Source organism: Haloechinothrix salitolerans (assembly GCF_042662605.1).
Lineage (GTDB): Bacteria > Actinomycetota > Actinomycetes > Mycobacteriales > Pseudonocardiaceae > Haloechinothrix_A > Haloechinothrix_A salitolerans.
Genome location: NZ_JBHSXX010000001.1, coordinates 5,567,472 through 5,580,335 on the forward strand (window position 1 = coordinate 5,567,472; position 12,864 = coordinate 5,580,335).

The 12,864-nt window shown below is 68.1% G+C and carries 14 protein-coding genes; 3 read left to right on the plus strand and 11 right to left on the minus strand.

Going from position 1 to position 12,864, the window contains the following annotated elements; genetic code table 11:
• Positions 1-26 precede the first annotated feature (26 nt).
• The 9 genes from ACFQGD_RS26515 to ACFQGD_RS26555 are packed head-to-tail and all read right to left on the minus strand — an operon-like array spanning position 27 to position 8,354.
• Positions 27-1,136, minus strand: a complete 1,110-nt coding sequence (locus ACFQGD_RS26515) for an acyl-CoA dehydrogenase family protein (protein WP_390183398.1) — start codon at positions 1,134-1,136, stop codon at positions 27-29.
• Positions 1,115-2,305, minus strand: coding sequence for an acyl-CoA dehydrogenase family protein (locus tag ACFQGD_RS26520; protein WP_345405050.1), 1,191 nt, complete (start codon positions 2,303-2,305; stop codon positions 1,115-1,117). The genes ACFQGD_RS26515 and ACFQGD_RS26520 overlap by 22 nt, the downstream gene beginning before the upstream one ends.
• Positions 2,305-3,531, minus strand: coding sequence for an acyl-CoA dehydrogenase family protein (locus tag ACFQGD_RS26525; RefSeq protein ID WP_345405053.1), 1,227 nt, complete (start codon positions 3,529-3,531; stop codon positions 2,305-2,307). The genes ACFQGD_RS26520 and ACFQGD_RS26525 overlap by 1 nt, the downstream gene beginning before the upstream one ends.
• A 3-nt stretch (positions 3,532-3,534) precedes the next feature.
• Complete coding sequence (locus tag ACFQGD_RS26530; protein ID WP_345405056.1) at positions 3,535-4,560, minus strand: phosphotransferase family protein; 1,026 nt, start codon at positions 4,558-4,560, stop codon at positions 3,535-3,537.
• A 2-nt stretch (positions 4,561-4,562) separates the two neighbouring features.
• A complete protein-coding gene (locus ACFQGD_RS26535; protein ID WP_345405059.1) occupies positions 4,563-5,015 on the minus strand; it encodes a MaoC family dehydratase in 453 nt (150 codons plus the stop codon).
• Positions 5,016-5,031: 16 nt separating this feature from the next.
• On the minus strand, positions 5,032-5,793 hold the full coding sequence (fabG, locus tag ACFQGD_RS26540) for a 3-oxoacyl-ACP reductase FabG (RefSeq protein ID WP_345405062.1): 762 nt from the start codon (positions 5,791-5,793) through the stop codon (positions 5,032-5,034).
• Positions 5,794-5,822: 29 nt separating this feature from the next.
• Positions 5,823-6,812 (minus strand): NADPH:quinone oxidoreductase family protein, encoded by a 990-nt coding sequence (locus tag ACFQGD_RS26545; protein ID WP_345405065.1) that lies wholly within the window; start codon positions 6,810-6,812, stop codon positions 5,823-5,825.
• Positions 6,809-7,591, minus strand: coding sequence for an SDR family NAD(P)-dependent oxidoreductase (locus tag ACFQGD_RS26550; RefSeq protein WP_345405068.1), 783 nt, complete (start codon positions 7,589-7,591; stop codon positions 6,809-6,811). The genes ACFQGD_RS26545 and ACFQGD_RS26550 overlap by 4 nt, the downstream gene beginning before the upstream one ends.
• Before the next feature lies 1 nt (position 7,592).
• Positions 7,593-8,354 (minus strand): SDR family oxidoreductase, encoded by a 762-nt coding sequence (locus ACFQGD_RS26555; protein WP_345405071.1) that lies wholly within the window; start codon positions 8,352-8,354, stop codon positions 7,593-7,595.
• A gap of 190 nt (positions 8,355-8,544) precedes the next feature.
• On the opposite strand from ACFQGD_RS26555, the gene ACFQGD_RS26560 reads away from it, so the two are divergent.
• Positions 8,545-9,129 (plus strand): TetR family transcriptional regulator, encoded by a 585-nt coding sequence (locus ACFQGD_RS26560; protein ID WP_345405074.1) that lies wholly within the window; start codon positions 8,545-8,547, stop codon positions 9,127-9,129.
• A gap of 24 nt (positions 9,130-9,153) precedes the next feature.
• Here the strand turns inward: ACFQGD_RS26560 and ACFQGD_RS26565 are convergent, their stop codons facing one another.
• Positions 9,154-9,786: a class I SAM-dependent methyltransferase gene (locus ACFQGD_RS26565; protein ID WP_345405077.1), complete on the minus strand. Its 633-nt coding sequence runs from the start codon at positions 9,784-9,786 to the stop codon at positions 9,154-9,156.
• Positions 9,787-10,084: 298 nt separating this feature from the next.
• Between ACFQGD_RS26565 and ACFQGD_RS26570 the strand changes: the two genes are divergently transcribed.
• Entirely contained in the window at positions 10,085-11,179 is a 1,095-nt protein-coding gene (locus ACFQGD_RS26570) for a multicopper oxidase domain-containing protein (RefSeq protein WP_345405080.1), read from the plus strand.
• The gene (locus ACFQGD_RS26575) at positions 11,176-12,342 is read left to right on the plus strand and encodes a ZIP family metal transporter (protein WP_345405083.1); all 1,167 of its coding nucleotides are present in this window, start codon (positions 11,176-11,178) and stop codon (positions 12,340-12,342) included. The genes ACFQGD_RS26570 and ACFQGD_RS26575 overlap by 4 nt, the downstream gene beginning before the upstream one ends.
• A 3-nt stretch (positions 12,343-12,345) precedes the next feature.
• Here the strand turns inward: ACFQGD_RS26575 and ACFQGD_RS26580 are convergent, their stop codons facing one another.
• The gene (locus tag ACFQGD_RS26580; protein ID WP_345405086.1) at positions 12,346-12,798 is read right to left on the minus strand and encodes an alpha/beta fold hydrolase; all 453 of its coding nucleotides are present in this window, start codon (positions 12,796-12,798) and stop codon (positions 12,346-12,348) included.
• Positions 12,799-12,864: the final 66 nt, after the last annotated feature.

Genomic DNA, 12,864 nt, shown 5'->3' on the forward strand with positions numbered 1-12,864 from the left:
GTGCGCTCCCGCAGAGGCCAACGACGTCACGCCGGGAGGTCGACCAGGCCCGCCAGGGTCGCGCGATGTCCCTCGGCGGCACCGAAGGCGATCTGATCCGCCTTGGCGCGCTTCAGGTAGAGATGCGCCGGGTGTTCCCAGGTCATCCCAATACCGCCGTGCAACTGGACGCACTCCTCCGCCGCGTGCACCGCAGCGCCCGAGCAATACGCCTGCGCCAGCGCCACCGCCACCTGCCGGTCGGGGTCGCCCTCGGCGGCCGTCGCCGCCGCGTAGCGAGCCGCCGCGCGGGCAGACTCCACCTCGACCCACAAATCGGCCAGGCGGTGCTTGATCGCCTGGAAACCGCCGACGATCCGGCCGAACTGCCTACGCTCCTTCAGGTACGCCACGGTCGACTCAAGGCACCACTCGGCGACGCCCACCTGCTCCGACGCCAACAGTGCCGCGCCCAGCTCAAGCGCGTCGCGCACCGCCGCCGCGCCGTCGGTGGCGTCGATGAGTACCTCGCACGGTGCGTCCATGAAGTCGATGTCCGCGAGTTGCCGCGACATGTCCAGTGACACCACGGGCGTCATCGTGACCGCGCTGGCATCAACCAGGTGCACTTCGAAGCCGACCTCGGTGGGCACGGGAACCAGTAGGACGTCGGCGTCGAGCGCACCCGCGACACTAGAGACGCTGCCGCGCAGCACGTCCTCCTCGGTCCGCAGCACATCGGAGCCGAACGTCGCGGGACCGGCGCTGAACGGAACCGCCAGCGCGGCCGTCGTCGTCCCCTGGACCAGCTGGCGCACCAGCTCCACGTGTTGTGCCCGCATGGCGATCGACGTCGCGATGACGGCGCTGCTCAGGAACGGTACCGGCGCGGCGAACCGGCCCAGTTCCTCCAGCACGACGGCGGCTTCGCGGGCGCTCGCGCCCTGCCCGCCCATATCCTCCGGCACTAGCAGCCCAGCGAGCCCGAGGTCATTGGCCAGTCTAGGCCACAGCTCGCGGCCGAGGTTGTCGTTACCGTCGTAGGCTGCGATCACGCGTTCGGCGGGACACCGGTCGGCGAGCAGCGACCGCACGCTGTCCCGCAGGGAGTCCTCGACGTCGGTGTAGAGCAGGTTCATCGTGGCAGGTCCTTCCACGGGACGTCCTTGTCGTCACGGCGTTCTGGCGGCAGGCCGAGCACCCGCTCGGCGATGATGTTGCGCAGCACCTCGGACGTGCCGCCCTCGATCGAATTGCCCTTGGCGCGCAGGTAGCGGTACCCGGCGTCGCGGCCGGTGAACTCCACGATCTCCGGGCGTGTCATGGTCCAGTCCGAGTAGCGCAGGCCGTCCTCGCCGATCAATTCCAGCTCCAAACCGGACAGTTCCTGCGCGAGACGCGCGAACGTCAGCTTCATCGCCGACCCCTCTGGCCCCGGCTCCCCGCTAGCCAGCTTCTGCTGCAACCGCTTGCCGGTCAGCCGAGCGACCTCGGCCTCGACCCACAGCCGCATCAGCCGGTCGTGCGTGCCCGGCGTGCGCACCTCCGGGCGCTTGCGCCACGTGTCGGCGACGACGCCGATCATGCCGCTCTCCCTGGGCGCGGACCCGCCACCGATGGCGACGCGCTCATTCATCAGCGTGCCCATCGCGACACGCCAGCCGTCGCCGACCGCGCCGAGCCGGTTCTCGTCCGGGATGCGAACGTCGGTCAGGAAAACCTCGTTGAACTCGGCCTCGCCGGTAATCTGCCGCAGTGGCCAGACGTCGACGCCAGGGTCGGTCATGTCGCACACGAAGTACGTCAGACCAGCGTGTTTCGGCTGGTCAGGATCGCTGCGGGCGACCAGGATCGCCCAGCGCGCCTTGTGGGCCACCGACGTCCAGACCTTCTGGCCGTTGACGACCCAGGTGTCGCCGTCGCGCATCGCACGGGTGGCCAACGCGGCGAGGTCGGACCCGGCACCCGGTTCGGAGAACAGCTGGCACCAGACTTCCTCACCAGTCCACAGTGGCCGCAGGAAGCGCTTCTTTTGCTCATCTGTGCCAAACGCAAGGATCGTCGGCGCGGCCATGCCGAGCCCGATGCCGATGCGGCGCGGTTCGTTGTCCGGCGCATCCGCCTTCTCCAGTTCGGCGTCCACAACGGACTGCATCGCGCGTGGCAGGCCCAGCCCGCCGAGTCCTTCCGGGTAGTGCACCCACGCCAGCCCGGCGTCGAACCGCGCCCGCAGGAACTCCAGCCGGTCCGTGGTGGCCGGATCATGCTGCTTCAGCAGCTCGGCCACCCGTCGCCGCAGGTCGTCGGCGACCTCGTCGTCACTCATCAGTGCGTACCCCTTCCTTGCTGGCGCTTCAGCTCAGCCTTGGCGAGCGCGTTCTTGTGCACCTCGTCGGGCCCGTCGGCGAAGCGCAGTGTGCGAATGCCCGCGAACAGCCCCGCGAGCGGGGAGTCCTGGCTCAACCCACCGGCGCCGTGCACCTGGATGGCCTTGTCCAGAATCCACTCCACGGTCCGCGGCGTGGCGATCTTGATGGCCTGGATTTCAGTGTGCGCACCCTTGTTGCCGACGGTGTCCATCAGCCACGCGGTCTTGAGCACCAGCAGGCGCAACTGTTCCACCCGGACCCGCGCTTCGGCGATCCAGTCGCGGACAACGCCCTGGTCCGCGATCGGCTTACCGAACGCGACCCGCTCGGCGGCGCGGTCACACATCAACTCGATCGCGCGTTCGGCCACCCCGATGGATCGCATGCAGTGGTGGATCCTGCCAGGACCGAGCCGTGCCTGGGCAATGGCGAATCCGTCGCCCTCACCGCCGATCAGGTTCTCGGCGGGCACCCGGACATCGGTGAAGGTCATCTCGGCGTGTCCGCCGTGGTCGGCGTCGTCGTAGCCGAACACGGTCATGCCGCGATTGATCTCCACGCCTGGTGTGTCGCGCGGAACCAGGATCATCGACTGCTGCCGGTGCCGGTCGGCGGACGGGTCGGTCTTACCCATCACGATGAAGATCGCCGCGTCCGGGTTCATCGCCCCAGTGATCCACCACTTCCGTCCATTGACGACGTAGTGGTCGCCGTCCCGTTCGATCCGGGTGCCGATGTTGGTAGCGTCCGACGATGCGACGTCCGGCTCGGTCATCGCGAACGACGACCGGATCTCCCCTGCCAGCAGCGGCTCCAGCCACTCCTTGCGCTGCTTCTCCGTTCCGAACATCGACAGCACTTCCATGTTGCCGGTGTCCGGTGCGGAGCAGTTCAGCGCGGGCGGCGCGAGCCTGCTGCGACCGGTGATCTCGGCCAGCGGCGCGTACTGCAGGTTGGTGAGCCCGCCGCCCTCCTCCCCTGGCAGGAAGAGATTCCACAGCCCTTGCTCACGGGCCTGCGCCCGCAGCTCATGCAGCACTGGCACCCGCGACCATGCCCAGCGGTCGTCGGCGGCTTCCAGTTGCTCGGAGAACACCGGCTCGGCCGGGTACACCTTCTCGTGCAGGAAGGTCAGCAGCCGCTCCCGCAGCTCTTCGGTGGTGGTGTCTAGCGCGAAGTCCATCGGCTACTCCTTCAGTGCGGCCATTCCGGCGTCGATCAGGGGCACGACGAGGTCGCCGACGGTGTCGAAGCCCTCGCCAACGGTCTGCCCGTGGGTGTATCGGTAGTGGATTCCTTCGAGGATCACGGCGAGCTTGAAATACGCCAGCCCCAGGTAGAAGCCCATGGCGGAGAGGTCCCTGCCGCTGTGGGTGGCGTAGCGAGCCAGCATCTCGTCGGCATCAGCGAAGCCCGGCGCGGTGGCGACGTCGGCGACCGCGTCCCCGGCGTCCAGCTCGGCCATCCGTTGATAGACCAGCAGGAGCGCGATGTCGGTGAGCGGGTCGCCGAGGGTCGCCATCTCCCAGTCGAGGACCGCCGTGACCTCGTCGTTCTCGACGAGGAGGTTGTCCAGCCGGAAGTCGCCGTGCACGATGCCGGGCGCGGACTCGGCGGGCACCGACGCGGCCAACGCGTCGTGCAACCGCTCGGCACCCGGCAGATCGCGCACGTAGGAGGCGTCCAGCTGCTTCTTCCAGCGCCGAACTTGTCGGGCGAGAAAGCCTTCAGGCCGCCCGAAGTCGCCGAGTCCGACCGCGTGCGGGTCGACGTCGTGCAGCGTGGCCAACGTGTCGATCATGCGAAGCGAGATCGCGTGAACACGCTCAGACCCCAGCGGCGCCAACTCCGTGGCGTACCGATACGGCGTGCCTTCTACTTTGGACATCACGTAGAACGGCGCGCCAATGACGTCGGGGTCCTCGCAGTGGGCGTACGTCTTTGGCACCGGAACGTCGGTTGGCCAGAGCGCGGTGATGACCCGGTACTCGCGCCCCATGTCGTGCGCCGTGGCCAGCACGTGGCCCAGCGGCGGGCGGCGCACGATCCACGTCGACGTCCCGTCGGTGACCTCGTAGGTCAGGTTCGACTTGCCGCCCGCGATCAGGCTCGCCCGCAGCGGACCGGTGATCGCGCCGGGACGGACACCGTCGAAGTACTCTCCGAACCTGGCGAGGTCCAACCCGGGTGGCTCGGTGTCCGTCCCGGCCATGATCACTCCACCAGCACGGAGAGGACTTCGGCGACGCAGGCGGGCTTGTCGCCGCCCTCGATCTCGATGGTGACCCGCACCATCGCCTGTGCGCCGTCGTCGCCGCGCTTAAGCTCGACCAGCTCAGCGCCGGCGCGCACGCGCGAGCCCACCGGCACCGGCGCGGGGAACCGCACCTTGTTGGAGCCGTAATTGACGCCCATCTTCAGGCCGTCGACCTTGTAGATCTCCCACACCAGCATCGGGACCAGCGACAGCGTCAGGTAGCCGTGCGCGATCGTGCTGCCGAACGGTCCGTGCGCGGCCTTCTCCGGGTCGGTGTGAATCCACTGGTGGTCGCCCGTGGCCTCGGCGAACAGGTTGATCCGCTCCTGGGTGATGGTGTGCCAGTCGCTGTAGCCGAGGTGGGTACCCACCGCTTTCTCGAGCTCGTCGAGCCCGTTGAACACCTGCATGACGTTCTCCTCGAGATCAGTCGCGCGGGCCACCGGCGACGTAGATGACCTGCCCGGACACGAATCCGGCTTCCTCGCTGACCAGGAACGACGCGGTGGCCGCGATGTCCTCCGGCTGACCGACGCGCTGGACGGGGATCTGCGCGGCGGCACCCTTCTTGAAGTCCTCGAACGGCACGCCGACCCGCTCGGCGGTCGCGGCGGTCATCTCGGTCTCGATGAACCCGGGTGCGATCGCGTTCGCGGTGACGCCGAACTTGCCCAGCTCGATGGCCAGGGTCTTGGTGAACCCTTGCAGTCCCGCCTTGGCCGAGGAGTAGTTGACCTGGCCCCGGTTGCCGAGCGCGGACACGCTGGACAGGTTGACGATGCGGCCGTACTTCGCCTCGGTCATGTGCTTCTGCACCGCGCGCGTCATCAGGAAGGAGCCGCGCAGGTGCACGTTCATCACCGCGTCCCACTCGTCGACACTCATCTTGAACAACAGGTTGTCGCGGGTGATGCCAGCGTTGTTGATCAGCACGGTTGGCGCGCCAAGCTCGCTCGCGACCCGTTCCACGGCCGCGTCGACCGCCTGCTCGTCGGAGACGTCGACGCCCACCGCGAGCGCTTTCCCCCCTGCGCCCTCGATGTCGGTGACGGGCTGCTTGCAGGCGGCCTCGTCGAGGTCGAGCACGCCGACGTTGAAACCGTCGGAGGCGAGCCGCTTCGCCACGGCGGCGCCGATGCCCCGCGCCGCTCCGGTGACGATGGCGGTGCGCTTGGTCTGATCGCTCACGAGTGTCTCCTTCTGTTGCGTTCCTGGTTTCAGGTTCCCGGTACGACGGCCAGCCTGCCCACCGTGGTCCCATCGGCGAGCCGCTGCACGCCGCTGGCGACATCCTCCAGCGAGACACGCTCGCTCACCAGCGGTGCGACCTTCCCGGCCGCCGCCAGCGCGGTGAGGTCGTCGTGGCAGGCGCGGACCGCGTCCGGGTCTTTGCCGGTGTAGAGGCCCCAGTGCAGGCCGAGGATGGCGTAGTTCTTGACCAGCGCGTGGTTCAGCGCGGCCGACTGAATCTCGCCACCAGCGAAGCCGACAATCACGATGCGCCCCTCGAACGCGATGCACTTAGTGGAGCGTCGGTACGTCTCCCCACCGACCGGGTCGTAGACGACGTCCGCGCCCTTGCCGTCGGTTTCGCGCTTGACGACGTCGACGAACTCCTCGGTGGTGCGGTCGACCACGACGTCCGCGCCAAGCTCGCGGGCGACCTCCGCCTTGGCGGGACCGCCAACGACGCCGATCACCCGCGCGCCGGCGGCCTTGCCGAGCTGCACGGCGGCACTGCCCACACCGCCAGCGGCGGCGTGCACCAGCAGCGTCTCCCCCGCCTGGAGCCGGGCGCGACGATGCAGGCCGAACCAGCCGGTCTGGTATCCGATGTAGAACGACCCGGCCTGCGCGTCGTCAAGCGCTTCGGGGGCCGGGAACGCCGTCGCGGCCTCCATCAGGGCATATTCCGCGAAAGCGCCAGAAGGGATGACCGACGCGCCGATGACCCGGTCACCCTGCTTGATACCGGACACCTCAGAACCCGTGGCGACGACCTCGCCGCACAGCTCGACGCCTGGTGTGAACGGCAGCGGAGGCTTGACCTGATACTCGCCCCGGCACATCAAGACGTCGGGGAAGTTCGCCGCCGCGCCACGCACCCGCACCAGCAGCTGCGTCGGGCCGGGTTCCGGCGTGTCGACGTCTACCAGCCGCAGGACCTTTTCCGGCTCTCCCAGCTCGGCGACCTGCCATGCCTTCATCGCGCGCCTCCCGCCTCGTCGATACCTTGTTGCAGCTTGCGCATCGCGGCCTGCCACTTGTCCGGCTTCGCGGCCCGGTAGGCGTAGTACTCGGCGGCCTCCGGGTGGGGCAGGATGAGGAACGATCCATCCGCCATGCCCCGCATCACCGACTCGGCCACCTGCTCCGGTGTGAGCGCGGTGTCGCGGCTGAGCATCTCCTTGAACACCCCCGAGTCGTCCAGCATCTGGGTCTGCACCCCTTGTGGACAGACACAGTGGACAGTGACGCCTCGGTCGCCGTACGTGATCGACAGCCACTCCGCGAACGCCACCGCGCCGTGTTTGGTGACCGAGTACGTCGGACTGCCGAGCATGGTGAGCAGACCTGCCGCCGACGCCGTGACGACGAACGTGCCGCCACCGGACTCCAGCCAGTCTGGCACCAACCGCCGGGCAGCACGGACGTGCGCCATGGTGTTGACCTCGATGGCCTTGGCCCAGTCCTCTTCGGACGCTTCCAGCCCGGCGCCGACGGACACTCCGGCGTTAGCGAAGTAGACGTCGATCGCGCCGAGGTGTCCCCGCGCGGTGTCGATGAGTGCCTGTACGCCGTCTTCGGTCGCGGCGTCACCCGGCACGGCGTATCCATCCACTTCGGATGCGACCGCGATGGCCGCGTCGGCATCGACGTCGTTGACGACGACCCGCGCGCCCTCGGCGGCGAACCGGTGCGCGAGCGCACGGCCGATACCGTGCCCCGCCCCGGTGATGACGATGCCCTTGCCTTGAAGATCCATGTCAGACGCCACCGGTAAGAGTGACGCCGCCGTCGATGACGATGGTCTGGCCGGTCAACCAGCCCGCGTCCTCGGAGAGTAGGAAGGCAACCACGCTACCGATGTCCTCCGGGACACCGAGGCGCTTGAGCGGGTAGCTCGCGGCGACCTCGCTCTCGCGGCCCTCGTACAGAGCGGTAGCGAACTGGGTCTTGACCACGGCCGGTGCGACGCCGTTGACCCGGATGTTAGGACCGAGCTCAACGGCCAGCTCCTCGGTGATGTGAGTGAGCATCGCCTTGCTCGCGCCGTAGAAGCCGATACCGGGAGCGGGCTTCTGCCCCGCGACCGAGGAGACGTTGACGATCGCGCCGCCGTGTTCGCCGAGCCACGCCTTGTGCGCCTGCTGCGTCCATCCCAGCGCGGAAAGGCAGTTGACCTCGACGATCTTGCGCGCCGCGTCGAGGTCCAGCTCGATCATCGGCCCGTAGACCGGATTGATGCCCGCGTTGTTGACCAGCAGATCGAGACTGCCGAAGGTTTCGATGGTGCGCGTGATCGCCTCGACTTGATGGTCGGGATCGTGCGCCTTCCCCGCGACCGCGATGGCGTCCGAGCCGAGTCGCTGGACGGCTTCATCGAGCGCCTCCTGCTTGCGCGCGGTGATGCAGACCTTCGCGCCCTCGGCGACCAGCCGCTCGGCGATACCGAGCCCGATACCCCTGCTCGCTCCGGTCACCACCGCGACCTTGTCGCGGAACCTGTCGCTGACGGCGTTCGGCATGGGCTGATCGTCCTTCCGTACGGTACTGGGGTCCACCTGAGCCGCGTGGCTAAGCGCTTGCTTAGTGGTAAGCGTTCGCTTAGCATGCCGTAGGTACACCACGCCCGTCAACACCCCGACGGAACTCCCTGACGGAAGCGATGCCATGCCCAGAGCCGCGAACGAGGACATGAGGAAAGGGACGTCACCCATGCCAGGCGCACAGCCCAACGCACGGACCCGCCTGGTCGACGCCGCGATCGAGTCATTCGCGGCCAAGGGCTTCCACGGCACGACCACGCGCGACATCGCGTCGGCCGCGGGAATGAGCCCCGCCGCCGTGTACGTGCACCACAAGTCCAAGGAAGACCTGCTGTACCTGATCTCGAAAGAGGGACACGAACGGACATTGCGGCTGGTCGAGGAGGGAGTGGCCAGTTCGGCGGACCCAGTCGAACAGCTCCGCGCGGTCATGCGCGCCTTCGCGGCACACCACGCGCGCGGCCACACCGGCGCGCGGATCGTGAACTACGAGCTCGCGGCTCTTAACGAGGAGCACCTCGCGGAGATCAGGGAGTACCGGCGCGCGATCGAGCAGCGGATGCGAGACGTCGTGACGGCCGGGGTCGCAGCGGACGTCTTCGCGACGTCAAACCCCCGGATGACGGCGCTAGCACTCCTGTCACTGGGCATCGACGTCGCACGCTGGTATCGCGACGAGGGCGACTGGGCCCCGGAAGACATCGCCGACCACTACTGCGAACTGGCCCTCCGGATGGTCGGCGCGGCACAGTAGCCCCGCGTGCGCCGTGTCCGACACTCAAGACTCCGGCTTATGGGCGACCAGCCGCTCCACCAGCCCCAGCTTGAACCGCTGTACGCGCTCGATCTCCAACCCGCGCGCACGCACCGCACGCAGCGGACGACGGAGGAAATGCTCCCCACCCAGCGGCACCGTGACCAACTCAGCTAGCCGCTGCACGCCACGCACCACGCGCGACGAGCTTTCGATGTGGTCGACCAGGATGAGCCTCCCGCCAGGACGCAGTACCCGGACCATCTCGGCCACCGCGGCGTCCATGTCGGGGATCGCGCACAGGCCCAGCGCGCAAACGACGGTATCGAACGAGGCGTCGTCAAACGGCAATCGCTGCGCGTCGGCCTGCCGCAACTCCACCGCGCGCCCCTGCTCGTCGGCACGTGTGCGGGCAAGGTCGAGCATCGACTCGCTGAGGTCGATGCCGGTCAGCTCGACGTCGTCCGGGTAATGCGGAATGTTCAGCCCTGTGCCGATCGCGACCTCCAGTGCCACACCTCGCGCCTGCGAGCACGCCCACGCGCGGGAGTCGCCGAACAATCGGCCCTCCCAGAAGCTCATCTCCTTGTCATAGGTGCGCGACTTCTTGTCCCAGTACCGGTGCCACCGGGCGATACGTTCCGGTGCGTGCGTCATGGGTATTCGTCCCTTCTGCTCATGCCTGGGGCACCCAGCCCACCACGCGACTCAGCGACGCGCATCAGGGTTTGCCCTGATGCGCGTCGCTGAGCGCTGGCAGGAGCCGTCGTGGATGTCACACACGGCGTTCGGAACGCAGGACACAGCGTCGAGAATGCAGGACACAGCGTGCTGAGCGTCGGACACGACATCGAGCGGCGCGGTGGGACTCACACCATCGGGTTGCTTTCGTCGTCGCGGATAGATAAGTTTGGTGGGCCGAAATTTAGTCTCCGTCGCGAGGAATGACTTGCCGATGACAGCGCCAGAGTCGCCAGAGCACGATCAGATCCCGCCGTCACGACGCCGCTTCCTGCTGGGCGGCGCACTCGCGGGCACCGCGGGGGCGGCAGCGCTGGGGCTCGGCGGTGCACTCACGGCGTCGGCCAACAACGGGGGCAGCGGCCAGCCAGATCACAGCGGCGGGGGCAACCAAATCGGCCACGCACACGGCGGCGGGGCGAAAGGACCGACGTTCCGTCACGGCAGCACGGTTGACCACGAGGCGAACGGCTTCCACCCCACCGACATCCTGCGGGACTTCGACTACGGCCGCACCTCACGTACCGAGGACGGCCGGGTACTGCGCGAATGGGACGTCTACGCCAGCGATGAGGAGATCGAGGTCGCACCGGGTGTGAAGTACCCCGCTTGGACGTTCAACGGCCGCATTCCTGGTCCAACGCTGCGCTGCACCGAGGGTGACCGGCTGCGCGTGCACTTCCACAACGGCTCCGAGCACCCGCACACGATGCACTTCCACGGCATGCACCCCGCCGAGATGGACGGCATCCCCGGCCTCGGCGCCGGCACGATCGAACCGGGCGGCAGCACGGTGTACGAGTTCGACGCGGAGCCGTTCGGGGTGCACCTGTACCACTGCCACGTCGGGCCACTGGCCGAACACATGGCGCGCGGGCTGTACGGCACGTTCATCGTCGACCCGAAGCAGGGCCGTCCAGCGGCCGACGAACAGGTCATGGTCATGCACGGCTTCAATACGACGTTCGACGGCGAAGGCAACCAGCTCTACGCCGTCAACGGCATCCCCTTCCACTACATGCACGAGCCGGTGCGGGTGAAACTGGGTGAGCTGGTGCGGATCTACCTGATCAACACGCTGGAGTACGACCCGATCAACAGCTTCCATGTGCACGGCAACTTCTTCGACTACTACCCCACCGGCACACGGTTGGAGCCGACCGAGTTCACCGACACGATCATCCAGGGCCAGGGTCAGCGCGGAATCTGCGAGATGCGCTTCAAATACCCCGGCAAGTACATGTTCCACGCACACAAGACCGAGTTCGCCGAACTGGGCTGGATGGGCTTCTTCGAGGTGACCGAATGACCACCGCGTCCAATCCCGCGCGCACCTGGGGTCCCGCCCTCGGGGTCGTCACGCTGATAGCCCTGGTCCTGACGGCGCTGGCGATCTTCGGCGGCGACACATTGCCCGACCGAACAGGTCCGCCGATCGAGGAACTGTCCGTCGAGCAGACCATGCTGACGCCGGGCGAGATCGCGCTGTCGGTGCGCAACACTGGCGCCGATCCCGTACGAGTGGCGCAAGTGTTCGTCAACGACGCCTACGTCGACTTCTCCGGTGGCGACACCGCGATCGACCGCTTCGGCACCGAGACGCTGCGGTTGAGCTACCCGTGGCAGTCCGAACAGCCGTACCACGTCTCGATGGTGACGTCGACGGGCGCGGTGATCGAGCACGAGATCGCCGCCGCGGTCGCGACGCCGCGGGCCGACGGCGGCTTCTTCGCGCTGATGACGTTGTTGGGGACGTATGTCGGCATCATCCCGGTGGTGCTGGGGATGCTGTTCCTGCCGACGTTGCGTCGCATCGGCAGTCGCGGCGTGCGCGTGCTACTCGCGATCACCGTGGGCCTGCTGGCGTTCCTGGCCATCGACGCCACGCTCGAAGGCTTCGAGCTAGCCGAGGAAGCGGGCGGCGCGTTCGGCGGCACGGCGCTGGTCGTGCTGGGCGCGCTACTGGCGTTCCTCGCGCTCAGCGCGCTGGACCACCGGCTCAGCAGGGGCGCGGCCGAACGCACCGGGCTGCGCCTCGCGTTACTCATCGCCATCGGCATCGGCTTGCACAATCTCGGTGAGGGGCTGGCGATAGGCGCGGCCTACGCCGTCGGGGAGCTCGCGCTCGGCATCACGCTGGTCGTCGGCTTCGCCATCCACAACACGACCGAGGGCCTGGCGATCGTCTCACCGCTCACGCGACGACGTCCTAGCCTCGTGCGGCTGCTCGGGCTTGGCGTGATCGCGGGCGCACCGGCCATTCTCGGCGCGTTGATCGGCGGCACGGTCACCAACCCCGAGCTGTCCGGCTTCCTGCTCGGTATCGGTGTTGGCGCGATCGCACAGGTCATCGTGCAGCTCGTGCCCGCCGTGCGGGACAAGGCGGGACGGCTGCTTGACCCGGCTACGGTCGGCGGCGCGACGGCGGGCCTGCTTGCCATGTACCTGACGGGACTGTTGGTCACTGCCTGAGCATCACCACGCCGCGGGCAACGGCGTACGCAGGCCGTTCGGCGCGAGCGCGCACACCGCGATGACGCCGTCGGTGCCCGCCACCCGCAGAGCCGCCCGCGCACCCATTGAGTGCCCGACCAGCACGACCGGCACGCCGGGGTGGGTACGCCGCACCTCCGCCAGCGCCCACCTGGCGTCCACTACGGCGTCCCGCGCGGGCTCGTTCCACCCGCGCAGCCGGTTACGCAACAGCCACACGGCGCCGTGCTCACCAACCGCGTCGTGCAGTGCCTCGGCGATCGGGACCATCCGCCAGTAGGACAGCTGGCGCTCCGACGTCGGGCGACGGCTCACGGCCTTGCCGCCATGCAGCACGAGAACAACGCCGGTAGTCACGTCGGTGGCGGGCAGCACGCGAAGTGACGGGTGGGCGATCACAGGTGGGCCACTCGCGGGGACGGGATGTGTCGACACATTCCTGATTCGGAACGAGCCGCAGTCCGGTTGGGTGCACAGTGGTCCTATGACGGGAATGTGCGC

Bases quoted from the DNA above. Each gene is read 5' to 3' on its own strand.
- ACFQGD_RS26530 (WP_345405056.1), bottom strand. From the start codon at position 4,560: ATGGCCGGGACGGACACCGAGCCACCCGGGTTGGACCTCGCCAGGTTC.
- ACFQGD_RS26560 (WP_345405074.1), top strand. From the start codon at position 8,545: ATGCCAGGCGCACAGCCCAACGCACGGACCCGCCTGGTCGACGCCGCG.
- ACFQGD_RS26555 (WP_345405071.1), bottom strand. From the start codon at position 8,354: ATGCCGAACGCCGTCAGCGACAGGTTCCGCGACAAGGTCGCGGTGGTG.
- ACFQGD_RS26545 (WP_345405065.1), bottom strand. From the start codon at position 6,812: ATGAAGGCATGGCAGGTCGCCGAGCTGGGAGAGCCGGAAAAGGTCCTG.
- ACFQGD_RS26575 (WP_345405083.1), top strand. From the start codon at position 11,176: ATGACCACCGCGTCCAATCCCGCGCGCACCTGGGGTCCCGCCCTCGGG.
- ACFQGD_RS26535 (WP_345405059.1), bottom strand. From the start codon at position 5,015: ATGCAGGTGTTCAACGGGCTCGACGAGCTCGAGAAAGCGGTGGGTACC.
- ACFQGD_RS26570 (WP_345405080.1), top strand. From the start codon at position 10,085: ATGACAGCGCCAGAGTCGCCAGAGCACGATCAGATCCCGCCGTCACGA.
- ACFQGD_RS26565 (WP_345405077.1), bottom strand. From the start codon at position 9,786: ATGACGCACGCACCGGAACGTATCGCCCGGTGGCACCGGTACTGGGAC.
- ACFQGD_RS26520 (WP_345405050.1), bottom strand. From the start codon at position 2,305: ATGAGTGACGACGAGGTCGCCGACGACCTGCGGCGACGGGTGGCCGAG.
- ACFQGD_RS26550 (WP_345405068.1), bottom strand. From the start codon at position 7,591: ATGGATCTTCAAGGCAAGGGCATCGTCATCACCGGGGCGGGGCACGGT.
- ACFQGD_RS26525 (WP_345405053.1), bottom strand. From the start codon at position 3,531: ATGGACTTCGCGCTAGACACCACCACCGAAGAGCTGCGGGAGCGGCTG.